Genomic DNA, 21,805 nt, shown 5'->3' on the forward strand with positions numbered 1-21,805 from the left:
GCCAGCAGGTTGGTCTGCTCGGCGATGCCCTGAATGGTGGAGAGGATGGTGTTGATCTCCTGAGCGTTTTTCTCCAGTTCCTGAATGATGTTGGAGGCCTGTTCCACCTGGGTGGCCAGATCGGTGATGGAGCGCTGGTTGCGGGCGATCACCTGCTTGCCATGCTCGCAACTGCTGGAGGAGCTGCGGGCCGCTTCGGCGGTCTGCTCGGCGTTGCTGGCGACCTCGACTGCGGTGGCTGACATCTCGTGTACCGCAGTGGCGATCTGGGAGATCTCGTTTTGCTGGCGTGCCAGCCCCTGATTGGCCTTCTCCGCCATGCTGTGGGAGGACTTGGCCTGCTGGTTGAGCTGGCCGGAGGAGTTGGAGATATCCTGCACCATCACATGGATCCGCTCGATGAAGGTGTTGACGTGTTTGGCAACCGCGCCTACTTCATCCTCACGTTCAATCTTGATGCGGCGAGTGAGATCGCCGTTGCCACGGGAGAGATCGGCAATCGCTTCGCCCAGGGTTTTCAGAGGGGCCAGCGAGCCGTTGATGGCGACATAGGAGAAGCCAGCCACGATCAATATGGTGATAAGTCCCTGAATAAGTGAGGAGGTGACCATGCGGCGTACCGACTGGTAAGCGGTTTCGTCATCCACCATCATGCCGTAATACCAATTGGTGTTGGGGATCGCGTTAAAGTCAAAGACCTCTTTCTTACCGCTGATCACCAGCTCGTTGATCGTACCGTCATGAGCGATCTGATTGATGTAAGACGCGGTCAACTCGGGGGCTAGCGTTGTGGCGGGTTTCAGACTCAGGGAGGCATCGGGGTGGGCGATGATGGTGCCGTTGCTGTCGACCAGAATGGCGTAAGTCCCCTCGGTAGTGACCGTCAGAATATCCGAGATAAGGGCGCTGATAGAGACATCTCCGGCGATAACCCCCTGGGTGTTGCCACGCTGGAATGGCTCGGCGATGGTGACGATCAAACTGCCGTTAGAGACATCGGCGTAGGGCGCAGTGATGACCAGTTTACCGGCGGCAACTGCATCCTTGTACCAGGTGCGTTGACGGGGGTCATAATCGGCTGGCAGGCCGGAGGGGGTACTCTCGAGCATCTTGCCGTCAGCAGTACCGGCATAGACCCCCTCAAAGCCACCGGCATTCATGGCTTGGGCCAGATGGCTGATGGGTTCATCTTCTTTGGTGAATGCTTCCTTGGTGGTACTGACCATGCTGATGCGGGCATCGACCCAGTTGGAGATACCCTTGACGTTGGCCATGGAGCTTTCGTCAATGATGCTCCAGACCAGTCTCTGGGTTTCAGTGCGCAGTTGTGAGGTGTTGTACCAGACTTGCAGGCCGGTGATCACCAGGATGATGATCCCGATAGCCAAGACCAGCTTGTTTTTAATGGATAAGTTCATAGTGACATCCCTGTGAGCGTTAGTCTGAGTGTAGGAAAAAATTTAATTATTGTGGAATTTTAGTGGGTTATTGACTAAATCCGAAATTTTCAGCGAATCCGGGGAGCTGATCCTCTGACTCAACCAACCTAGAGAGTCAGATGGGCAAGTCCCAACAGGAGATCCCCTGTCAGGCGACAAGTGAACTGAGCGGAGCTGTACAGATCTAGTTATCACCTGACACCGGCCTCAAACCGGTGTCTTGTTTACGCTACTTTAGTGCGCACTTCCTTCGGTATCAATTTCAGACCCTTTTTGAACATGCTGTAGGGAGTCTGTCCTTCCATCATCCTGCCCTGATGTGGCCGCTGGATGTTGTAGTGCTCCAGGTAGCTATCCAGGTCTGTCTGCATCTGCTCTACCGACTCATACCAGGTTGTCCTCCCCTTGATACGGAAGTGTTCATCCAGCAGGGTACGATGTAGCCGCTCGATAAAGCCGTTGCTCTGCGGTCTGCGTACCTTGGTGGTCCGGTGCTCAATCCCCTCCAGTTGCAGGAACAGCTCGTAGGGATGATGGTCAGGGCGCCCACAGAACTCGCGCCCGTTGTTCGACAAGATGGTATAGACCCGAGCCTCATGGGCTTCGAAGAACGGCAGGACCGTTTCGTTGAGCACATGAACCGAGGTCACCGGCAGCTTGCTGGTGTAGAGCCGTCCCCAGGCGTGGCGGCTGTAGCAGTCCAGCACGGTTTGCAGATACACCTTGCCAACCCCTTTGAGTGCGCCGACGAAGAAGGTGTCGACCGCCACCAGTTCCCCGGTGTAGTGAACCTCAATTTGGCGTTCGCGAAACTCGGGGCTGAAGCGCTCGAGCAGGCGGATCTGCTCGTCATTGAGCTCAATCGTCTGTTCCCTATGGGTTTTCTCGAGGCGCAACAAGCGGTCATGCTTGGAGAGCAAGTCGTGACGTTGCCACACGCCACGCACACCGCCCGCACTGACGTTGATGCCTTGCAGAGCCAGTTCTTGCGCGACCCGCAGCGGGCCATGGGTTGGTCTGGTGAGAGAGTAATCGAGGATGGCTTGCTCAATCTCGGGAGCGACCCGGTTGGGATGAGCGCCTTTACAGCCGGGGAGTTTGTCGAGCAAGCCCTCGGCGCCATAGGTCTGGTAGTTACGGCGAATCTCGTAGAACTGCTGGCGGCTGTAGCCGATGAGCTTGCAGGCTTTTCTGACGTTATTGAGCTCTTTGGCGAGCTCTAGCAGGCTGAGTTTATGACGTGCTACTTTCTCGTTGGTGGTCATATGGTGACTCCAGATAACACGGTAGGGGTACCGTTTTGTTATCCGGTTTGAAGCCGTATGACCACTCCCTTTTGTGGGCAACTGTCAGGTGAATACCATCTCCATACAGACTGTATTTAAAAAATTTTGAATTATCAAAGTTCAATAGGTTGCCTATACCAACCAACCAACCAACCAACCAACCAACCAACCAACCAACCAACCAACCAACCAACCAACCAACCAACCAACCAACCAACCATTCATTGACTGAAATTATATATAGTAAGTTATTGTGTAACCTGTTTTTAGGTTGTTGGAATTTGTAAAGTAATCACCAATGTTTCAATGGAGTAACATTATCTAAATGTAATAATCAGTTCAACCAGAGGTCGACCCAATAATAATCATTGCAAAAATATATAATGCTGTATGATATATGGTTATAGCTTTAGCGAATTTATTTGATACATGCGGATTTTTGTTCAAGTCTGTAGTTCTCACTGAGCTAACTATGTGGTACATCTAGTATAAAGTGGTCGGACATTTTATATCAAAATGCTGAACACGGACTGTATGAATGTATCTTACCCTACAATTGGGTAGATAATAATAGTTTATAGTGGTCATAGGCCATGTTATGCCCCAAGTGCTATCGTGGCCGCTGCGAGTTGTTCATCAAGGATGATGAGATGCTTTGGCGGTTTATGATCGATGACGATATTCCGCTGCTCAACAATGAGGCCGGGCGCTCGCTAGGCGTGGCTATGTGCTGAAGCACAAAGGGGGCTGCGGGGTATACTCACATCGTGGGGAGTTGTTTCGCCAGCGAATACTGTCATTGGTGGAGCTGGCCAAGCGAGTGGGGCGTTGTCCTCAGGAGATGCTGCGCGTTGTCGTCCGTGTCTGCATCGAGAAATGGATTACCCCATATCTGTCGAGTGTGTGCGTCAAGCCCCGGTCGGTGAACGATTAACATGAAGGTGGGTGTGGATTATACGAATGTTCAGCAAGACAAATAGTAGGAAGAGTAGTTCGGCATAAATAGGTAGTATGGACATCAGTGTTGTGTCCAAATAGCAGATTAATAATGAGTATTACACTTATGCATTGTGTTTGATGGCCACAGTTAATAAAAAAACCGCTCACCATAAGGGGGAGCGGTTCGGCTGGTACGATAGGCCTAATTATTTTAGGTTTTCAAATTGGCCGTTTGTCATGTCAATCTGGATATTCAGGTCTGGTACCGGATCATAGATAATCCCTTCACCGACGGTACCTAGTAGGCCATAAATTGGCGCCAGCATTTTATCGCCAAGGAGGTTGCTGAGATCCTTGCTAGGGTCCCACTCTTGGGAAAGCGTCAAAGTCTTGAGTTTGGTGACTTCGTCTGCCAATTCCTGTTTGCTAACATTATGTTTTTGGCCATATTCACGAGCCCAGTTTAAAACAAAGCGCATTTTATCATCGATTTGTTCTGAGTTCTCTTCATCACCATGGTAATGGGCTTTGAGCACCGCACCGATCAACTGGCTGAGGGTTGTCTTATACAGCTCATTCCAGGTAAGCCCTGAATCAGCTAACACATCTGCTTCAAACAGGGGTTGCCATTCCGAATCTTGACAGATAAATTTTTGGCAATTCTCACGCTTATAGACATCCAGCATGGTTTTGGCCACAGGTTTTTTTGTTAGTGAATTGTCAAGGATCTCCAGCAATGGTCCATCAATATCAACACCGAGTGCCGCGAAAATATTTTGGCTCAAACCATCGACCAAACCAACTAAATTTGCATCAGGAACTGATTCCATAACCGTTGTGTTGTCAACATCTGTGGTTATCAATTTGTTTTTAATATCGACCAATACCGAGCGATAAGGTGCGGGATAGCTCACTGAGGCACCTGTTTGAATATCATAGATCCAACTACCATCCTCATATTGACGTTTGGTAATATCATTAGCGTGGAAGTGACCAGTAAACACAATGTTCACACCTGCTTGCGCCAAGATTTTTGATATATACTCACTGGTGCTGGTATAGAGGGTTTTGCTCTTCTTACCAGTGTATGTGTTGGTAAATTCTTCTATATAGGTGGGTACATCGATACTATCATGAAATGAGGTTTTTTCACCATCGATGACATAACCAGGGATTAAAGCACTCTTGCTAGGGAAATGTTCAATAACACCAGCATGGTTCATTGCCAGCAATATCTTTCCTTGATCTTTGGCTTCCTGTGCCTGCTGTTTAATCCACTCCAGAGTGCTCAAACGCTCAGGCGTCAGCAGAGATCCGCCAGTTTTACTATAATCCGGACTATTAGCTTGCCAGTGCTGTTGCACATCTTTGATGGAGGAGGTAATGGAGTCTATTGCGAGGATTCGCACGCCCTCTGTTGGTTCGGCAACAAAGGAGAAAGAGTTAGGGTCTCGGGCAATGGCTTCATTAAAACCAAAATCTTGGTAGAAATTATCCCAGTTCTCCATAAACATAGGTTCGCCAGTGGTGTTAGTCATATGCGGCGCCATGCTGCCAGGGACAACATTCTGCTCATTTCCTTCCAGATAGACAGCTCCTTTGGCGGTCAGGGTTTGGGTCAGGGATTCTTTATAACCATAGGGGTTATTCATATCGTGGTTACCCGGCACCACATAGACTTTGATTCCTTGTTCTCTAGCACGCTGCAAGCTTGTACGTACTTTTTTATGGTTAATTCGTTCCCCATCCTTGGTCAAATCACCTGGTACTAAAATAACGTTGGTACCGTTTTTAATCATTTCTTGAATTGCATGATCAAGTAATTCTTGACTTTGCAAAAACGCCTTGCGGTCGCTACTAATAGCGGCTTGAAACATCTCGCCATTAATATCATCCCCCATACTACCATCATATAGATGTGTATCGGTAACAATCGAAATCTTTAATGTTTGAACATTTTCGCTGTCAATATATTGGTCAGTTTGACTGTGATTGTCATTACAGCCTGCTAATAAAATGGAGCTAACTACAACACTCAATGCTAGTTTTTTAAAATGCAACATAATTACTCATTGATGATTAATTTTGGTTTGGTGAGTGCGAGAATAAGACTGCAATCTTAAGTTTTTATTACACAGTGGAGTAGCGTGTTTATAACTGCCGATAAATATGAGTTACATTCAGCTCACAGTCAGCTTTGTAATTAGCGACGATGGAAAAAGTAACAATATTGGGAAGGCGGCGTATTCTGCTTGCAGATGGTCCCTCCCGTATTGCTTTCTGGCATGACCATAAAGCATCCGACACAGGCAGTTAACTCTCTGGCCCTCGAGCAGACCGACGAGTTCATAAATAAGCTGCCAGGCCGTATTACTGAGTTGGAGGATCGCTTCAACCAGCACAGCGGCAATTCTCCCGAGCCCCCTCCAGTGTCAGGACTGAAACTGCTCCGCCTGTTCGTGGTTTCTTACTATCCGCCTGTTGATTGCCCCTGCTGGGGTTGCAAGGAGTTGTCTCATGGGGAGTGCATTAGGTGTTTGATACGCCCCAGCTTGCGCCGCCGCAGAGGGTTGAGCAAGGTGGGCAACACCTCGGCATCATGGACATTTTCCAACGAGACTTCCGCCGTCACGATATCGTGGGTCACCGGGTCTACTGCCAGATGCAACTTGCGCCAGACTCTCCACCATGTTTTCTGATCTTCTACTCGCCTTCACCAAACACCTTCAACCCGGTTGAGTCGATAACCAAGACGGTAATGCGGCTTGTCGATAAGCCACCGTCACCGTGCGTGCTAGCCTGCTGACATAGCTATACCCGTTGTGAACAGTGGCACATTCATCAGCTCTAACAGGGAGTCGTATAGTCCCTGAGTAGCCCGCATAGTGAGGTTGAAAATCCCCTTAACCATCAGGAAAGTGACGATGATCTGATCGGTGTAGAACTGGCTACGCCCGTAGTCCATGATTCTCTTGGACTGTTCTGTCAATTCGGATATGATTTGTCGCGGCTGACCAGCCAGACTTTCGCACGAGTCAAAATGGTTACTACTCTCAAGCCACATGATCTCAACCTCAAATCCTCACCTTGGATGGATTAAACGTGCGATGTATACCCCAGGGTAGGACTAGGAGATTGGATCATGACCATCAAAGCGTTCGTCCACACAACCCAACTTGAGCTCAAAGATGTACTAGGCATCTCCCTCAAACGTAGTCATATCTACGAGATGATTGCTGCGGCCTATGGCTACAGTACTTACGCGTCATTGCAAGCTGATGCGATTCTGCTCAGTAATACGAAATGGCAGGTTGCGTTGGATGTAAGTGCAATTGAGGCTAGAGCTAATATTCTGGGTATTAGTATTCCTGAGCTTATCGCTCAGAAGTTGGCCACATTGTTAGTGCAGGCGGGTATTATAAGCCTACGCGTAAAAGAGATTTTGAGGAATCGCCTAAACGACGATTACATTACTCAGCTTTATATTAAGAGTAATCAAATTCCTCCTAATTCGACTACTGCTAGCCGCTTTAGCTCCTCAGACCATTATGCTGGGGAATTAATGAGTATGTTTAAACAGAATGAATTTAACTCGCCATTAGTACACCAGGGGTTGGTCCAGTTAAGTGCATTTGCAGACCGAAATGCTTCATCGTTCCCACAATACGAGCTTCATCAAGAGTTTTATAAACTGGCTGGTGAGTTTAATGATACAGATGTAGGCGGATTAGTTGATAATGATAGAGAACGATACTCGCTTTGGCTCCAGCACTTGAAAAAATCAGCTATGAGATTTGACATAGAGGCTATAGAGTTATTGTCAACCTATCGGCTTGATGTTTCTTTATATGCAAATGAATTAAAAGACTACACGTATCATGAAAATGTAGCAGTCAAATGCGAAGATGCTGGGTATATGCAACATGCATATTACTGGTGGATTAGAGCTGCATTACAAGGGTCTATTAACGCAATGCACAAGTTGATTAGCAACTATGAAAAGGAAGACTTATATCGTTGTTGGATATGGGTACTTCTTGCAGAGAGTATTGGGTATGATCTCCTAAATGAGGTCGATACATCCACAACTTATGATATGCATGCGGGTAGTGACAAGCATACATTCACTATCCAAGGGCAGACTTTTCCTGCACTGACATTACCAGCTCTAGAGATGGTCTTGCATCACAAGGCTCAGCGAGTCGTAGATAAGCTATGTCAAGAACATTTTGATGATGGAATCGTATTTGAAGATCACGGCTCATATGACTAAGGCGGAATTAACTAGAAAAGATATTTTTTATCTTTTGTGTTGAGTTTTTATTTGTAATCGACAGCTGTCGACAGTGTGAGAGGCGTGTTAAAACGTGAAAATAATCATTGCCTCTCACGCACTACATTTAGATCTTGCTGAGTTAGGTGTGCTAATTACTTTAATAAAAGATAATTCACTCAAAAGATGAGTGTTGACACACTATATTCTAGTAATTTCTTATTGTAAGTGCAATTTTCTTCCTTTAAGGAAAGCTAGCTCGAAGGAATTAAAAATCTGGATTATCTTCGCTGCGAAGCAGCGGAATGTTGAAATTCTTAAATTTTTTAATTGTTCTCAATAATAGTAAATGGACAGTTTTTCGATTTTTTCAAGTGGGGTAAATGAAAAAAGTTCGAAAAAAGATGAGGTTGGTTATTTTTGAAGCGTTCTTAAGGGGGGGTTAGCCTATCAGCTACCTCGCTCTAGGTGCACACCCCATGTTGGATTCGTCCTACAAGTACTATTACTGCCTGAGCCCCTAAAGCTGTCGACAGCACCTCTGCTGGCCGTTTACCACCTAAGCCCCAAGCTGGGCGATGTAACCATGACAATGCTCTGGCGGTATTGTTTCTGTGGAGGAAGAGAACAGCTTCGAGTGCCTGTACAACGCCGTATACCCTGGCACCCTGCGAGATTGATAGGGGAGCCTCAATCCTCAGCTTGCGAGCAACAGTGCTCCGGCTAATGCCTGCTAAGCGGCATATCAAACCTGAGTCTGTGTTCATCAATTCAGCTAGTCGATGAATGATGCCAGGAGCTACGCCAGCTACGATCCAGAGATGTGCACTCAGTGGATCTTGAGGGATGTTGAGAGTCGTCATAAGGGTGTGGGCTGAACTAGCCTGCGTACTGGGTTGATAAACTGAAAGTGACATATTTTACTGTTCCAGTATTGACAATGATTTGTTCTCATCATCGTACTCCATGTTCAGATTTTCTGACAGTTACCTCACTGGTTATAATTGTTGATGTTGCTGATATGGAGGGCACCCGCCCCCTCCATTAGCAAATGAACGAACTGAATCATGTTCATGGCCTATACCTAGAAATATGGCCTCATTCAGCAAATCCATTTCAAGAAAGTAAAGGCTTTATATTCAAGCTACAGCATTTCTTTAAGCCAAAAAATTTGCTCTGCATTTAGTTGGTTTTGGTCACCCAAATCTTTCATTTCTTGTACGAAAGTAGAGAGTTCATCTTTTATATTCTTCTTTATACATCTCCTAACATAGCTTTCATATAAGCTATTAACAGATGGAGGGAAATTCGTTTCCTGTTGCACCTTTATAGCTGCATTAGAATTGGTTGCACTCCTTAACTTTTCTCTTGTAGCTTGGCTGATATTGTTGTCAATATAGTAATTCATCAACGTTTCGAGGCTGTGTCCAGTGATCTTAGATAAATCTTGAATAGGCACTCCGCTTTCTAGTGCTTTTTTGGCAAAAGTATGTCTGGCATCATATAGTCGGCCTATCTTAGGAAAATTAAACTCTTTTTTAACTGCCTGCCAAGTTTTCTGATAAAGGCTCGAAGTTACATGGGGGGCCTTTGCGTCGCGACAACAAGGAAACATTAACTCACCCTCTCGATCACTCAAGCTTTTTAGAATTTTGTATTTCGCTACATAATTCCAGTATGAGTCTGACTCAATAGCAACAATGCGTGCAGCCTTGTTTTTACTAATGTGCTCAGGAATACGTATGGTTCTATCATTAATATTAAAATTGTTGCTTGTGTTTCTATATATTTCAGAGTTTCTTGCCCCGCATAGGAACATGGTTGCAACTATGATCTTGGAATCCCCACCACCTGGAGTGTCTTCATTAAAAATAAATTCCACTACTTCATTTGTGGGGTCAGTATATGTTGTGACAGGCCTCTTAGGGTTTCTTGGGAACAGAAAAATATGCCTATCAATTTTATTCTTTGGTAAATAGGTGCACGTAACACACATATTAAACAAGCTGTTTAATAAGGAATAGTATTTCCTCATTGTTTCTGATGTTATTGGCGTTTCTTTGTTCTGCCAATACTTTTTGAATATTACTGGATGATCTTCATTAAATTCAGATAGCTTTAGGTCTAACCATGGTTCAAAGGCAGATGAGATTTCCCTTATTGTTTTGTCGGTAACAGGGCTTAATGAATTTCTCTTGTTTGATTTATTTTCACGGTCGTTTTTATAATGCTCTAAAAGATATGTTCTCAATGTAAAAGACTGATATTTCCACTTTTCTGGATTAATCTTTTCAGCATCACTAACTAATCTCTTAAACTCTTCCTTAGCCTGTGTAACGCTAAAAAACCCTTTTTGGTAATGTCCACTTTTAGTGCGAGGCGTCCAATTGCCAATTTTCTGCCTCCGATTTTTATCGTAAACAATATAGAATGTCTTAACACTGTTTCCGATTCTTAGTTTTAATCTTGGTTTGTTCTTTTCATTATATTTTTCATCGTCAGAACTATAGTGCGTTAATTCAACACATTTATTTTTATCATTAATAAATGGAAGACTATCTATGTACTGGTCTTTAAAGGTAAATGAGAATTTCCCTTTAATTATGGCCGCAGGGTGACCCTGGAGCAGCGTCTTAAGATCGAACTCTTCTTTGCGTATGGATGTAGCCGGATTTTTGGGAGCCATTGGGTACCACCGAAAAATGTTCTATTGAGACATTATAGCGGCAAAATAGCGCAAAAGTAGAGTTGAGTGGCGTGAATAGCTCTTAAATAGCGCAAAACAGGCATCGATTGCGCCGCTCACAAAACAAGCAGCTCGGTTGTTTATGAATGCTTTTTGAGCTATAAAGCTATGTTTTTAAAGGAAATATTTATAATTCCTAATATTTAAAAAATCTTATAACGGCCTGTTTAGATAGATTTTTAAGCAATAAAGATCCCTTAGGAGGGGACCGCTCTATCCTGCTGAGCTACGGGAGCTGTGTGGCGGGCATTATACAAGAAGCAACTCCCTTTTAAACCCTTGATTCTTATTCCAATACTGCCAAATCCCCATTCTGTATGTTAAACGGCGAATATTTGTTCTGGCTGCTGATGATGGCGCCATCGTCGAATACCTGCACCACTTCGAACAGGCCATCGGCCGGGTTGCGCATCATGCGCGACTTGCCGTAGGGGTCGATGAAGTCGGCGTTGTGCTGGATGCGGAACTGGTCGCCAAGCTTGACGCCGTTGCGCCGTCCCAGATTGATGTAGGGGCCGCGTTCGTTCTGGCCGACCACTCTTGCGGTGACCGGGGCGCAGGTGAGCTGGGCTACCAGATCCTGAGCCGCCTGCTGCAACTGGTAGTTGACCTCCTGGCCGTAACTTGACTGCCAGAACTGGCCGCTGCTGCTGCCCACCTGTTCCCGCTTGCCAAAGGTCCAGGTAGCGCGCCCTTCGTAGACCTTGCGGTTGACCAGGCTGCCATTGATGCCGTCAAACAGGTAGAGCTGCATGCGAAAGTTGCGTACGGGATCCTCATACCAGCTGGTCAGCTGGTTGCCCTGCGGCTCGATGGAGAGATCGTCGATGCTGCCGAGCACCAGATACTGGCTGTCGGTACGCAGGCTGAGGGCCTTGATCTCTTCGAGGGCACTGCGATCCCCTTGTTGCAGATGAAGCGGGTCGATGCGCAGGTTTTCGTCCAGCCATTGGCGCACCGCGACTCCTTGCGGGGCGTTGGCGAGGGTTTCGAACAGCCGGCGCGAGAGGTTTTCCGGCATGTCGTCCATGGCGCCGTAGCTGGCCTGATCAGGGTAGCGCAGGCGCAGCCTGACCAGTGTCAAATCCTTGGCGAAGTGCTGGGTCTGGCAGATCTGGCGTTCGGCCTGAATGTCGGCCACCAGGGTGATATACATGCGGCCATTGCGCACCTCTTCCCGTTTGAGGCGGTACTGGCGAATGTCGCCGCCGGAGCGGATCTGGATCTGCTCGGATCGCAGGCTGCCATTTTCCAGACGCTGCACGCTGGAGACTGCGGCGCCGCTGGCCAGCAGCGCCTGACGCAGGGCGTCGCGGGTCGCCTGCTCGCGGGCATAGACCTCATCGCCCCCCAGAATGGCGGCGCTGCCCTGCGCTTCGATAATCTCGGCTCGGGCGCTCAGGCTGGCCAGCAGCAGGGTCAACAGCAGCGGTAATTTCATAGCAGATACCTTGAGTTGGCGGGCCGCCGAGCCATGTTGAGGAAATGGCGCCTGCTGGCCGACATGGATCACAACATGTTCCAAGTGGCAGCGCACGTTGGCGCTGACGATGTCCATTAAAAAGCAAGAATCATGCCTCATTCCCGGCTCAAGCTTTGTCCGGCGCGTCCGATAATAAGTCAGGTGCAGATACAGGAAAGGTATCCATGAACAAACTCATCACGGCGTTGGCGCTTGCCCTGGCATTGACCGGGTGTGGCTCCGACCCTATCAATCGGGATCAGGGTGACCCCCGCCAGGCGGCGCAGGGGATGGAACTCAACTGGCTGGTGGCGCGCATGACCGATCAGCTGATGGAGCGCAAATCGCTGACCACCCTGACCGAGCCCATCGCGGTGGCCTCTTTCGTCGATCTCGACACCCTGCAGGATACCAACTGGATGGGGCAGCAGATTGAGGAGAGCTTTATCTACGAGCTCAACCGCCGCGGCGAGGTGGTGGTGGACTTCAAGCTGACCGGTAGCATCAAGGTGACGCCGCAGGGGGACTTCGTGCTGAGCCGCAACTATAAGGAGCTCTCTTCCCGTTTGCCGATCTCCCGCATTCTGGTCGGCACCTTCAGCCGCAATAGCAAGGGGATCCTGGTCAACGCCCGCGTTATCGACATGCGCACCAAGATGGTGGAGACCACAGCCCAGAGCCTGATCCCGCAAAAATATCTGTTCGGTGCCAACAACTCGTTTGGTCGGGCATCGATCAATCGCGGTTATCTGATGCGTGACAGTCAGGCCCGGCCGGGCGGTCATCTGGTCAACCTGACCCCGTGAGGAGCGAGTCATGAAGATCCTGTTTGGTTGCCTGTTGGCACTCTTGCTCACCGGTTGCAGCTACAACCGGGTGGTGGATTACACCCAGGGTGGCAAGCCCGATGATTTTCCGGTGCTCAAGGCGGTGGGGTATGCGGTGATCGACATCCAGCCTGGCCCTTCCCAGTCGGAGAAGATGCTGCAAGCCATTCGCGCTTCCAAGATGGATGCTTATCGCGAGCTGGCAGAGCAGCTCAATGGTCAGCAGGTGCGCGGTCAGAGCAGCTACCGTGACCTGACCCAGACCTCCAACTCGCTGGATGTGTCGGTCGCTGGTGTGGTGCGTGGTGCCCGGGTGGTTGCCTCCTATCCGCGCGGCAACACCTATGCCACCGAGATGGAGCTCGATACCCGTGCCCTCTACAACATCAACCAGCTGATGGCCGGTCAGTTCTGAGTTGATGGGCTTGCCGTGAAAACCGGCATCAAAACAAAAGGCGAGCAGGGTGCTCGCCTTTTGTCGTTGTGGGCTGGTTAGCTCCCCATCAGCACCGGCGGCACTGCGGTGGGTTTCACATCCTCGCTCGGGTAGCAGCCAAGCACCTTGATATAGCGGGTGATCTTGGTCAGCTCCACCAGTGCGGCCTGCATCGCCGGGGTCTGCAGGTTGGCGGAGACATCGAGATAGAACATCTCTTCCCACGGGTTGCCCTGCACCGGACGGGACTCCAGCTTGGTCATGTTGATCTCGTGGTTGCGCAGTACCAGCAGCGCCTCGACCAGCGAACCCGGCTTCTGGGAGGTGGACATGATGAGGGTGGTCTTGGCCGGGATCTGCGGCGCCACGTCGATGGGCTTTCGCGCCACCACGATGAAGCGGCTGTAGTTCTCTTTCTGGTTGGCGAGCTGCTCGGCCAGCACGTCCAGACCATACAGTTCACCACCGGCGGCGCTGCCGATGGCGGCGGCCTCCGAGCTGGCCAGTTCTTTCACCTTCATCATGGCACTGGAGGAGGAGTCGCAGATCTCGTGGCGTGCCCCTTCCAATTTGCTCAGATAGTGGGAGCACTGCTGGAACACCTGCGGGTGGGCATAGAAGGCTTTGATGCGACTCAGCTCGGTCGGCACGGCGGTGAGGATGCAGTGCTCGATGGGGTAGGTTAGCTCGCCGACGATGGAGAGGCTGGTGTGCTGCATCACATCATAGACTTCGTTGATGGAGCCAGAGCTGGTGTTCTCGATGGGCAGCACGCCGAAGGCGGCGCGGCCTGACTCCACCGCATCCAGCACTTCGCGGAAGTTCTGGCAGTTCACCTCGATCACCTGATCCTTGAAGCGCGCCAGATATTTGCGTGCGGCCAGGCTGGAGTAGGAACCGCGCGGCCCAAGGTAGGCGACGCTGGTCATCGGCTCCTGCTGCTCCGGGTTGAGCAGGCTCTGCAGATAGGCCTGCTGGGAGAGCACAGAGTCTTCGATGATGGTGTGATAGATGCGGGTGATGTACTGGGCATCCAACCCAAGCACGCGTCCTTTCTGGATCAGGGCAACCAGCAGCTCCTGCTCCCGCTGGTGGTCACGAATGGGGCGCGGGTTGGCTTGCTTGGCACGGGCGACCTCGATGCTGAGGGTCTTGCGTTTCGCCAGCAGGGCAAGCAGCTCCTGATCCAACCGGGTGATGTCTTGTCTGATCTCGTCGAGCGTTGCCATGATTGTTCCCTATCCAAGTAATCGATTGATATTAATGCAAAAAAAAGCCTCCGCTAGGGGAGGCTCGATTCGTCTTTGCTTTCTGTTCACACGACGACAGGCCTTCCCTCAAGCGGGCCGGATAAACGAGAAAGCAAAGAAGAATGGTGCGTGCATAGGTGTGTCCTTGAAGTAACGTCATAACCATTAAGGGATTTGTCGGCCTGATGCAAGTAAAACTTGCCCGCGGGCGGGGATGGGGGCAGGGTATCCGGTTAAGAAAATGGCGTATGAGCGATGTTCTATTGACTCTGTTTTTATGACTGAAACCCAGTGGGGGAGGTAAAGACGATGGCGATTATTTTCGATCTGGGACGGGTGGTGGTGAGCTGGGATCCGGTAGGCATAGTGCGTTCGGTGCGTGGCCCGCAAGGGGCCGAACAGTTGGCTGAGCAGCTCTTTGACCACCCGGACTGGCTGGAGGTGGACAGAGGCACCATGTCGCTCCACACCATGGCCCGGGAAGCACAAACGCGCACCGGCCTCTCGGCGGCACAGAATCTGGCCATTTTACAGGCAGTTCCCGCCTCCCTGCAGCCAGATCCCGCTATGCTAACCCTGATAGCCGAGCTGCACGGGGCGGGGCACACCCTGTATGCCCTCTCCAACATGGGTCATGCCAGCATCGACTGGTTGGAACAGCATCAGGATTTCTGGCGCTTCTTTAGCGGCAAGGTGGTCTCGGCGCGGGTGCGGATGATGAAGCCGGAGCCGGATATCTACCGCTATCTGCTGGTGTCGTTCGATCTGAAACCGGCAGAGTGTCTCTTCATCGATGACAGTCCCGCCAACATCTCGGCCGCCGAGGCCCTCGGTATCAGGGGGATCGTCTTTACCGACGCGGCGAGTTGCCGCCAGCAACTGGGTGAGCTGGGCTGTTTGCCCGCCACCGGCAAGGGGTGATGCCCCTGTAGGAGCACTATGGAGCATGGCCGGTTTCGCAATTGGCTCAGTCACTATCCCGAGGCGACCCTGATCATCGCCTGCAAGGATGGCAGCGGTTATCAGCTTTGCATTGAGGCGGAAGGGGAGTGCCTCTGCCTGACCGACAGTGAGGGAGGGCGCCTGACTTTCACCTCGCTGGATCAGGCACAGGGTTTCTTGCGAGCCCATCGGGTTCACCAAGCAAGATTACGAATTTATGACGCCCAAAATGAAGATTTAGCAGCAGAATCACAGGAAATAATCATCAAGTTTTAATTTTAACCAGACTCTTTAAGGGTCTATTCAGTTTGTTTGCCGCACAATACTGCACCTGTTCATCATCCGGAGCTGTTTAATGGGTGCCAATGTAGTTGTACTGAATCAGGGATATGATCACTCTTTTCAAGCCAGGGAACAGCTGCTGATTGAGCGACTGGCAAGTTTTGACGAGCTGGTTGTCTCTTTTTCGGGACGGTTGGAATCCTGCTACAGCATCGAGCTGTGCCGCGCTGCCGGTGTGAAAATCCACGCAATTACCCTCGATAATCCGACCCGCAGTCGCAGCGAAGTGGCCCGAGCCCGCCGTTATTGCCAGCGTTATGACATCGATCACTGGGTCATCAAGAGTGACGAGATCGTCTTTTGCGATCGCCTGCCAAATATTGAAGGGCTGATCGACCCGGTTCGCCGCATTGGTGAGTATGTGCAGACTCGTCCGGAGTGGACTCATCTGCCGTTGCTGGTTCCGGCAGCGGTGGAGGAGCGTGATGATTATCTTGCTCAGTTCGGGTCTCTGCCTGCCAACTCAATCTGGTTTTTTGCCGACAACGGATTGATGCGCCGCGATTATCGTTACGGCTTCAACAAGCGTCAGCTCGGTCGTTGGGGCAAGGGGAGCAACGGTTGCCTCAGCAATCGCTTCACCAATCCACGGCAGCTTGAGCAGCGTTATCTGCGAATGGTGGATCAGGCCGAGCAGATGCTGGCCGACATGGGGCTGGACGAGGCACAGGTCTTTTTCCATACCCTGTGCGACTGCTCCACCACCCTGGCCCGGGTGCGTCTGCCCGAGCATCAGCGTGCGCAGGCCTTTGATATGCAATCGGATATTTTGTCCGCCCTCAAGGGGAGCAAGTTCCATCTGGTGACCCTGGATATGGCACAGAAAGAGCGGCACGATCTCGCCATCTAGCCTGCGGGCAAGCGATGCGGGTGCCAGAACGTGAGTGCTGTCATAGGCAAGGGGCGACGGGACTGTTTATACTGTCGCCCTTTCACCCGTTACCGAGCTTCGCCCTATGAAACCCTTCTCCCGTCTGCTGATTGCCCTGTGCCTCTCCCCCGTACTGGCGCAGGCTGCCCCTCTTTCTCAGGTGACGCTGCCCGATGGTCGGCAGGTTCAGCTCAACGACGACTTCACCTGGGAGTATCTGGTGGTCAAACCGGCCGAGCCCGTACAGGGCGTGGCTGCTGATGGGAAGGCTGAGCCCGTGGTGGCCGTCGCTGCTCCGGTGCTGACCGATCAGGCCAAGGCCAATCCGGAACTGCTTGCCCAGATGGCGCGTGACGGTGTGGTGGTCAAGCTGGACAAGATCGAGGGATCTGACCCGCTGGTGCTGACCTTTATGGTGAGCAATACCGGCACCCGCAATGTAGTCGGGGTACGTGGCTTGGTGACCCTGTTCAGTGCTGACGGGGTGCAGCTGAGCCGTCAGGAGGCCCGCTTCTGGGTTGCCGAGAACCGCCTGCCGGAAACCTATCTGCGCAAGGGGCAAGCCCGTCCGTCACTGGCCCTCGAGATCCCCCGTCCTGCCGGATTGACTGGTCAGCCGCTGGTGCGGGTCGAAATTGACAAGGTGGTCTTCCGCTGATTTGGCGTTGTTCCGGCCCATGCACACCGCTTGGGCCGGCAACTTGTTGCCGCTGACACCCCCTGCAATATCTGCTTACATCTGACATGGTTCTGCAACAGCTTGCAGCTCGGCAAGCCGGGAACCTGACCGCACAATGACTCCATACCAGCTCGCTAGCAACGGGCCCAATCACATGGAGTTATCATCATGAAAAAAGCAACAGTCTCTCTTCTGGTTCTGGCCGGGTTTGCCTCTACTTCCGTCATGGCGCAGGATGCCTTTAGCTACGGTAAGGGCGCTGCTACCTGGGCGCACACCAAATCCGACTATCTCAACGGTACCTTCAGCAATGACAGCAAAGGAACCCGTGATTTTGGCGGTCTGAGCCTGGATCTCTCCAAGAGCTTCGGCTCCAATTTCTATGGTCGCGGCAGCACTGAATACACCTCTCGCAGCAACGGCAACGACAGCATGTCGATCTCCAGCATCGGTGTCGGTGTATTTACCCCGCTCAGCACGGGTCTGAACCTCTACGGTGAAACCGGTGTGACCGGCTACATGCTGGAGCGTGAACTTGCCAGCGATATCGCTAACAAAGGGTGGGATGCTGTTGCTCGCAAAGATAGCGGCAGCATGTACGGTGAAGTGGGTCTGCGCTACGACATCGGCAATGTCGAGCTCTCTACCGCTTATCGCTACGCCAACATGACCGACGATATGCACGACTTCAAGGTGGGCGGTGCCTACAAGCTCAACCAGAACTGGGCGCTGACTGCCGATTACACCTATCGCAACTGGGATCTGCAAAAAGGTTCCATCTCCAGCCTGGGTGTGAAGTACAGCTTCTAATCCCCCTTCCCGTAGTCCGTAGTGTCTTGATTTTTACCCATGGCGTTCGCCATGGGTTTTTTCTTTTTCCGGTGATCCCTTTTTTTCCTTGTGTCGTATCAGTCGCAAATAGTTATACAACTTTCATTTTTTTGTATAACTGCTATAACTGAATCAATGCTTATACAAGGAGCGTCATCATGTACAAGATTAAAGTCGGTATCAGTGCCTGCCTGCTGGGACAAGAGGTACGTTTCGATGGGGGCCACAAGCGCTCCAGCTTCTGCGAACGGGATCTTGGCGCTCACTTTGACTATCACCCCGTCTGTCCCGAGATGGCCATTGGTCTAGGGGCGCCTCGCGCCGCCATCCGGCTGGTCAAGCGCAACGGCGAGATCCGTGCCGAGGCGAGCAACGGCAGCTTCGATGTCACCGAAAAGCTGATTGCCTTCAGCGAGCAGAAGGCACGCCAGCTCGACTTCATCTCCGGTTATATCCTCTGTGCCAAATCACCCAGCTGCGGTATGGAGCGGGTCAAGGTCTATGGCGCCAACAACGAGGGGAGCGCCAAGGAGGGGATCGGCCTCTTTGCCAAGGCGTTGATGGAGGCCAACCCCCTGCTGCCGGTTGAAGAGGATGGCCGCCTGTGCGACCCCATCCTGCGGGAGAACTTCGTGCTGCGGGTCTTCGCCTACCACGACTGGCAGCAGCTCTGCGCCCGCGGCATCACTGCCTCTGCGCTGATCCGCTTCCACTCCCGCTACAAGTATCTGGTGCTCTCCCACGCCACCACCCACTACCGAGCGCTCGGCAAGCTGCTTGGCAATCTGGGCAAGTCCACCAATTTGCAGGAGGTGGCCGACAACTACATCAAGGGATTGATGACGGCGCTGACCCTGCGAGCCAACCGCCGCAGCCACACCAATGTGCTGATGCACCTGCAGGGCTACTTCAAGCGGGTGCTGACCCCGGCCCAGAAGCAGGAGCTTGCCGATACCATCGACAAGTACCGCACCGGCATCTTCCCTTTGCTGGTGCCGCTGACCCTGATCCGCCACTACCTGCGCGAGTACCCCAATCCCTATCTCGCCGAGCAGGTTTATCTCAATCCGCACCCCGATACGCTCAAATTGCGTTACGGGCTCTGAATCCGTTCTGTTGCCCCGGCGCATGGTTTGCGCCGGGGAGCCTTACCCCTCTGTTTGATGGACGTTGTCATGTCTGATTTATCGCAAGAAGTTGCTCCTCTCGCTGATGAGGGGATCTACCCCATTCGCGAGGTCTCCCGGCTCACCGGCGTCAACGCCGTGACCCTGCGTGCCTGGCAGCGCCGCTACGGTCTGGTGCAACCGGCCCGCACCGAAAAGGGCCACCGCCTCTACAGCGAGCAGGATATTCGCCAAATCGGCGAGATCCTGAGCTGGCTGGAGCGGGGGGTGAGTATCGGGCAGGTGAAGGGGCTCCTGAGCGAACCCCATTCCGAGCTGGTGAGCGATCACTGGCAGCAGACTCAGGAGCAGTTCAGTCAGGCGCTGCTTGCCTTCAACCAGCGCAAGGCGGAGTCCGAGCTTAACGACCTGCTGGCGAGCTACCCGTTCGAGCTGGTGCGCAGCCGGGTACTGCAACCGCTGGTGGAGCGGCTGCTGGGGCTGTGGCGTGAACGGCCCGATGGCGAGCTGCTGCAACAGGTGTGGCTGGGCTGGCTCCATACCCGCTTCGCCCGCCACCTGATCGAGCAGGAGAAGGGCGTGCCGATCACGCTGGCGAGCTGGGGACAGGTTGGCCCCCTCGATCTGGTCTGGGTCGCCTACGAGCTGATCGGCCAGGGCTATGAGGTGCAACTGCTGGGGGCGGTGGAGCCACGCCATGCCAGCTTGCTGGAAGGACGTGCCGTTACCCCCTGGCTGGTGCTGCTGGGGGCTGGGCTTGGCAAGCAGGAGCTGGCCGCCGGGTGGCCCGCAGGCACACGCCTGTTTGGCGAACTGGGGCGCCTCTACGACGATGAGTGGCTTAAAGCCCATGGCTGGCAGGCGAGCCTTGCCGAGCTGATGGCAGATACACCTGCTGCGGCTGGCGCCAACGGACGCGGGAGGAAAAAATCATGAAGCTGGTCTGGTTTCGCAATGATCTGCGCCTTGCCGACAACCCCGCGCTGCGGCATGCCTGCGCCGGTGATGGACCGGTCGCAGCGCTCTTTATCATCTCTCCTACCCAATGGCGGCAGCACAAAATGGCCCCGATTCGTCAGCGCTTTATGTTGGCGCAGGTAGATGAATTGGGACGCGAGCTGGCGGCGCTCGGCATCCCGCTCCATCTGCTGCGAGTGGAGACTTTTGCCGAGGTGCCCGCTGCGTTGGCAGGCCTCTGCCGCGAGCAGGGGGTGACCCAGCTCTATGCCAATCAGGCTATCGAGATCGACGAGCAGCGTCGCGATCATGCCGTCAGCGCCGCGCTGGCAGAGCAGGCGGTGGGCTGCCACTGGCTCAACGGCTGTTGCGTATTGCCGCCGGGGCGGGTGCTGACCGGGTCGGGGGAGATGTTCAAGGTCTTCACCCCTTTCAGCCGAGCCTGGCTCAAGGCACTCGATGAGGAGGGGTTTGTCATTCATCGCGCTCCTGCGCCACGGGGCGAGCCACTGCCGTGGCAGCCGCTGGCCGAGCGGGCGTGGGTTGATGAGGCGCTCGGCGAGCTGACGCCTGATCCACGCTGGCCAGTGGGGGAGGCGGAAGCCCGGCGCCGTTTGAACGATTTTCTGGAGCAGGCGGTGCTCGACTATGGCGAGACCCGGGATTTTCCTGCCATCGCGGGCACGTCCGTGCTCTCCCCCTATCTGGCGGCGGGCATCATCAGCCCGCGTCAGTGTGTGGCGGCGCTCCAGCAGCGCCTTGGCTATCGGCCCCAGTCCAAGGCCCAGCCCGGCTTTGTCTGGCTCAATGAACTCATCTGGCGCGAGTTCTATCGCCACCTGCTGGTGCTGATCCCGACTCTTTCGATGAATCGCCCTTTCAAGGCGGAGACGGCGGCCTTGCCGTGGAGCTGGGACCCGGATGCCTTCGCCGCCTGGTGCGAGGGCCGTACCGGCTACCCCATCGTTGATGCGGCGATGCGCTGTCTCAACGCCACCGGCTGGATGCACAACCGGCTGCGGATGATCGTGGCGAGTTTTCTCACCAAGGATCTCCATATCCACTGGCGGCTCGGGGAGGATTACTTCATGAGTCGGCTCATCGATGGGGATCTGGCGGCCAACAACGGCGGCTGGCAGTGGGCGGCGGGCACCGGCGCCGATGCGGCGCCCTATTTTCGGGTATTCAACCCCACCACTCAGGGGCAACGATTTGATCCACAAGGGGAGTTTATCCGTACCTGGGTAACTGAACTGGCCGATATTCCCGCCGCTTATGTGCATCAGCCCCACGACTGGCTGCGACTCAAGGGGCGACAGGATTATCCGGCACCCATGGTGGATCACGCCGTTGCCCGGGTGAGAGCCATCGAGATGTTTCGCTCTCTGGAGAAATAGG

The 21,805-nt window shown here is 52.6% G+C and carries 19 protein-coding genes, 2 pseudogenes and 1 other annotated feature; of the genes and pseudogenes, 13 read left to right on the plus strand and 8 right to left on the minus strand.

Features of this window, described 5'->3' with window-relative positions; all coding sequences use genetic code 11:
* A partial coding sequence (locus AB5Y90_RS17890; protein WP_368167437.1) for a methyl-accepting chemotaxis protein occupies positions 1-1,418 on the minus strand: 1,418 nt, incomplete at its 3' end.
* A 245-nt stretch (positions 1,419-1,663) separates the two neighbouring features.
* Positions 1,664-2,704 carry an IS481-like element ISAs19 family transposase gene (locus tag AB5Y90_RS17895; RefSeq protein WP_100654372.1) on the minus strand — a complete coding sequence of 347 codons (1,041 nt, stop codon included), beginning with the start codon at positions 2,702-2,704 and terminating at the stop codon, positions 1,664-1,666.
* A gap of 149 nt (positions 2,705-2,853) precedes the next feature.
* Between AB5Y90_RS17895 and AB5Y90_RS17900 the strand changes: the two genes are divergently transcribed.
* Together AB5Y90_RS17900 and AB5Y90_RS17905 are read left to right on the plus strand one after the other, a co-directional pair.
* Entirely contained in the window at positions 2,854-3,012 is a 159-nt protein-coding gene (locus tag AB5Y90_RS17900; protein ID WP_368167439.1) for a PT domain-containing protein, read from the plus strand.
* Positions 3,013-3,318: 306 nt separating this feature from the next.
* Positions 3,319-3,664 (plus strand): annotated as a pseudogene (locus AB5Y90_RS17905) (IS66 family transposase); the annotation flags it as partial.
* Positions 3,665-3,870: 206 nt separating this feature from the next.
* Here the strand turns inward: AB5Y90_RS17905 and AB5Y90_RS17910 are convergent.
* Positions 3,871-5,727: a metallophosphoesterase gene (locus AB5Y90_RS17910; protein WP_100654370.1), complete on the minus strand. Its 1,857-nt coding sequence runs from the start codon at positions 5,725-5,727 to the stop codon at positions 3,871-3,873.
* Positions 5,728-6,203: 476 nt separating this feature from the next.
* Positions 6,204-6,620 (minus strand): annotated as a pseudogene (locus AB5Y90_RS17915) (transposase); the annotation flags it as partial.
* Between the two features lie 186 nt (positions 6,621-6,806).
* Between AB5Y90_RS17915 and AB5Y90_RS17920 the strand changes: the two are divergent.
* Positions 6,807-7,937, plus strand: a complete 1,131-nt coding sequence (locus AB5Y90_RS17920; RefSeq protein WP_368167441.1) for a hypothetical protein — start codon at positions 6,807-6,809, stop codon at positions 7,935-7,937.
* Positions 7,938-8,401: 464 nt separating this feature from the next.
* Here the strand turns inward: AB5Y90_RS17920 and AB5Y90_RS17925 are convergent, their stop codons facing one another.
* The 3 genes from AB5Y90_RS17925 to AB5Y90_RS17935 all read right to left on the minus strand — a co-directional run bounded on the left by AB5Y90_RS17925 (position 8,402) and on the right by AB5Y90_RS17935 (position 12,124).
* Positions 8,402-8,854 (minus strand): antitoxin Xre/MbcA/ParS toxin-binding domain-containing protein, encoded by a 453-nt coding sequence (locus AB5Y90_RS17925; RefSeq protein WP_139474000.1) that lies wholly within the window; start codon positions 8,852-8,854, stop codon positions 8,402-8,404.
* Between the two features lie 227 nt (positions 8,855-9,081).
* Positions 9,082-10,623: a tyrosine-type recombinase/integrase gene (locus AB5Y90_RS17930; RefSeq protein WP_139473999.1), complete on the minus strand. Its 1,542-nt coding sequence runs from the start codon at positions 10,621-10,623 to the stop codon at positions 9,082-9,084.
* A gap of 346 nt (positions 10,624-10,969) precedes the next feature.
* Positions 10,970-12,124, minus strand: a complete 1,155-nt coding sequence (locus AB5Y90_RS17935) for a flagellar assembly protein FlgT (protein ID WP_368167443.1) — start codon at positions 12,122-12,124, stop codon at positions 10,970-10,972.
* A gap of 206 nt (positions 12,125-12,330) precedes the next feature.
* Here AB5Y90_RS17935 and AB5Y90_RS17940 point away from each other — a divergent pair, with 206 nt between their 5' ends.
* Together AB5Y90_RS17940 and AB5Y90_RS17945 are read left to right on the plus strand one after the other, a co-directional pair.
* A complete protein-coding gene (locus AB5Y90_RS17940) occupies positions 12,331-12,951 on the plus strand; it encodes a FlgO family outer membrane protein (protein WP_005338718.1) in 621 nt (206 codons plus the stop codon).
* A 10-nt stretch (positions 12,952-12,961) separates the two neighbouring features.
* Entirely contained in the window at positions 12,962-13,387 is a 426-nt protein-coding gene (locus tag AB5Y90_RS17945) for an LPP20 family lipoprotein (protein WP_005349622.1), read from the plus strand.
* 77 nt (positions 13,388-13,464) lie between these two features.
* Here AB5Y90_RS17945 and pheA read toward each other — a convergent pair whose 3' ends face one another.
* The gene (gene pheA / locus AB5Y90_RS17950; RefSeq protein ID WP_368167445.1) at positions 13,465-14,637 is read right to left on the minus strand and encodes a prephenate dehydratase; all 1,173 of its coding nucleotides are present in this window, start codon (positions 14,635-14,637) and stop codon (positions 13,465-13,467) included.
* Positions 14,638-14,675: 38 nt separating this feature from the next.
* Positions 14,676-14,797 (minus strand) — a sequence feature (Phe leader region).
* Positions 14,798-14,967: 170 nt separating this feature from the next.
* On the opposite strand from pheA, the gene AB5Y90_RS17955 reads away from it, so the two are divergent.
* From AB5Y90_RS17955 to phrB, 8 genes are all read left to right on the plus strand, one after another.
* Positions 14,968-15,579 carry an HAD family phosphatase gene (locus AB5Y90_RS17955; protein WP_279497581.1) on the plus strand — a complete coding sequence of 204 codons (612 nt, stop codon included), beginning with the start codon at positions 14,968-14,970 and terminating at the stop codon, positions 15,577-15,579.
* 18 nt (positions 15,580-15,597) lie between these two features.
* Positions 15,598-15,876 (plus strand): DUF6482 family protein, encoded by a 279-nt coding sequence (locus tag AB5Y90_RS17960; protein ID WP_069554313.1) that lies wholly within the window; start codon positions 15,598-15,600, stop codon positions 15,874-15,876.
* A 79-nt stretch (positions 15,877-15,955) separates the two neighbouring features.
* Positions 15,956-16,792 carry a hypothetical protein gene (locus AB5Y90_RS17965; RefSeq protein WP_368167447.1) on the plus strand — a complete coding sequence of 279 codons (837 nt, stop codon included), beginning with the start codon at positions 15,956-15,958 and terminating at the stop codon, positions 16,790-16,792.
* Positions 16,793-16,898: 106 nt separating this feature from the next.
* Entirely contained in the window at positions 16,899-17,471 is a 573-nt protein-coding gene (locus AB5Y90_RS17970) for a DUF3157 family protein (protein ID WP_368167449.1), read from the plus strand.
* Between the two features lie 189 nt (positions 17,472-17,660).
* Positions 17,661-18,302, plus strand: coding sequence for an autotransporter (locus AB5Y90_RS17975; RefSeq protein ID WP_368167451.1), 642 nt, complete (start codon positions 17,661-17,663; stop codon positions 18,300-18,302).
* A gap of 179 nt (positions 18,303-18,481) precedes the next feature.
* On the plus strand, positions 18,482-19,429 hold the full coding sequence (locus tag AB5Y90_RS17980) for a DUF523 and DUF1722 domain-containing protein (protein ID WP_005343644.1): 948 nt from the start codon (positions 18,482-18,484) through the stop codon (positions 19,427-19,429).
* Between the two features lie 69 nt (positions 19,430-19,498).
* Entirely contained in the window at positions 19,499-20,386 is an 888-nt protein-coding gene (locus AB5Y90_RS17985) for a MerR family transcriptional regulator (RefSeq protein ID WP_368167453.1), read from the plus strand.
* Positions 20,383-21,804, plus strand: a complete 1,422-nt coding sequence (gene phrB, locus AB5Y90_RS17990) for a deoxyribodipyrimidine photo-lyase (protein WP_368167455.1) — start codon at positions 20,383-20,385, stop codon at positions 21,802-21,804. Before AB5Y90_RS17985 ends, phrB begins: the two co-directional genes overlap by 4 nt.
* Position 21,805 lies beyond the last annotated feature (1 nt).

It is taken from the genome of Aeromonas sp. R4-1, from assembly GCF_040908325.1.
GTDB lineage: Bacteria > Pseudomonadota > Gammaproteobacteria > Enterobacterales > Aeromonadaceae > Aeromonas > Aeromonas veronii.

Excerpts from the sequence above, each read along its gene's own strand:
- AB5Y90_RS17955 (WP_279497581.1), top strand. The coding sequence starts at position 14,968 with ATGGCGATTATTTTCGATCTGGGACGGGTGGTGGTGAGCTGGGATCCG.
- phrB (WP_368167455.1), top strand. The coding sequence starts at position 20,383 with ATGAAGCTGGTCTGGTTTCGCAATGATCTGCGCCTTGCCGACAACCCC.
- AB5Y90_RS17925 (WP_139474000.1), bottom strand. The coding sequence starts at position 8,854 with ATGTCACTTTCAGTTTATCAACCCAGTACGCAGGCTAGTTCAGCCCAC.
- pheA (WP_368167445.1), bottom strand. The coding sequence starts at position 14,637 with ATGGCAACGCTCGACGAGATCAGACAAGACATCACCCGGTTGGATCAG.
- AB5Y90_RS17895 (WP_100654372.1), bottom strand. The coding sequence starts at position 2,704 with ATGACCACCAACGAGAAAGTAGCACGTCATAAACTCAGCCTGCTAGAG.
- AB5Y90_RS17980 (WP_005343644.1), top strand. The coding sequence starts at position 18,482 with ATGTACAAGATTAAAGTCGGTATCAGTGCCTGCCTGCTGGGACAAGAG.
- AB5Y90_RS17940 (WP_005338718.1), top strand. The coding sequence starts at position 12,331 with ATGAACAAACTCATCACGGCGTTGGCGCTTGCCCTGGCATTGACCGGG.
- AB5Y90_RS17945 (WP_005349622.1), top strand. The coding sequence starts at position 12,962 with ATGAAGATCCTGTTTGGTTGCCTGTTGGCACTCTTGCTCACCGGTTGC.
- AB5Y90_RS17930 (WP_139473999.1), bottom strand. The coding sequence starts at position 10,623 with ATGGCTCCCAAAAATCCGGCTACATCCATACGCAAAGAAGAGTTCGAT.
- AB5Y90_RS17910 (WP_100654370.1), bottom strand. The coding sequence starts at position 5,727 with ATGTTGCATTTTAAAAAACTAGCATTGAGTGTTGTAGTTAGCTCCATT.
- AB5Y90_RS17985 (WP_368167453.1), top strand. The coding sequence starts at position 19,499 with ATGTCTGATTTATCGCAAGAAGTTGCTCCTCTCGCTGATGAGGGGATC.
- AB5Y90_RS17965 (WP_368167447.1), top strand. The coding sequence starts at position 15,956 with ATGGGTGCCAATGTAGTTGTACTGAATCAGGGATATGATCACTCTTTT.
- AB5Y90_RS17970 (WP_368167449.1), top strand. The coding sequence starts at position 16,899 with ATGAAACCCTTCTCCCGTCTGCTGATTGCCCTGTGCCTCTCCCCCGTA.
- AB5Y90_RS17935 (WP_368167443.1), bottom strand. The coding sequence starts at position 12,124 with ATGAAATTACCGCTGCTGTTGACCCTGCTGCTGGCCAGCCTGAGCGCC.
- AB5Y90_RS17975 (WP_368167451.1), top strand. The coding sequence starts at position 17,661 with ATGAAAAAAGCAACAGTCTCTCTTCTGGTTCTGGCCGGGTTTGCCTCT.
- AB5Y90_RS17920 (WP_368167441.1), top strand. The coding sequence starts at position 6,807 with ATGACCATCAAAGCGTTCGTCCACACAACCCAACTTGAGCTCAAAGAT.
- AB5Y90_RS17960 (WP_069554313.1), top strand. The coding sequence starts at position 15,598 with ATGGAGCATGGCCGGTTTCGCAATTGGCTCAGTCACTATCCCGAGGCG.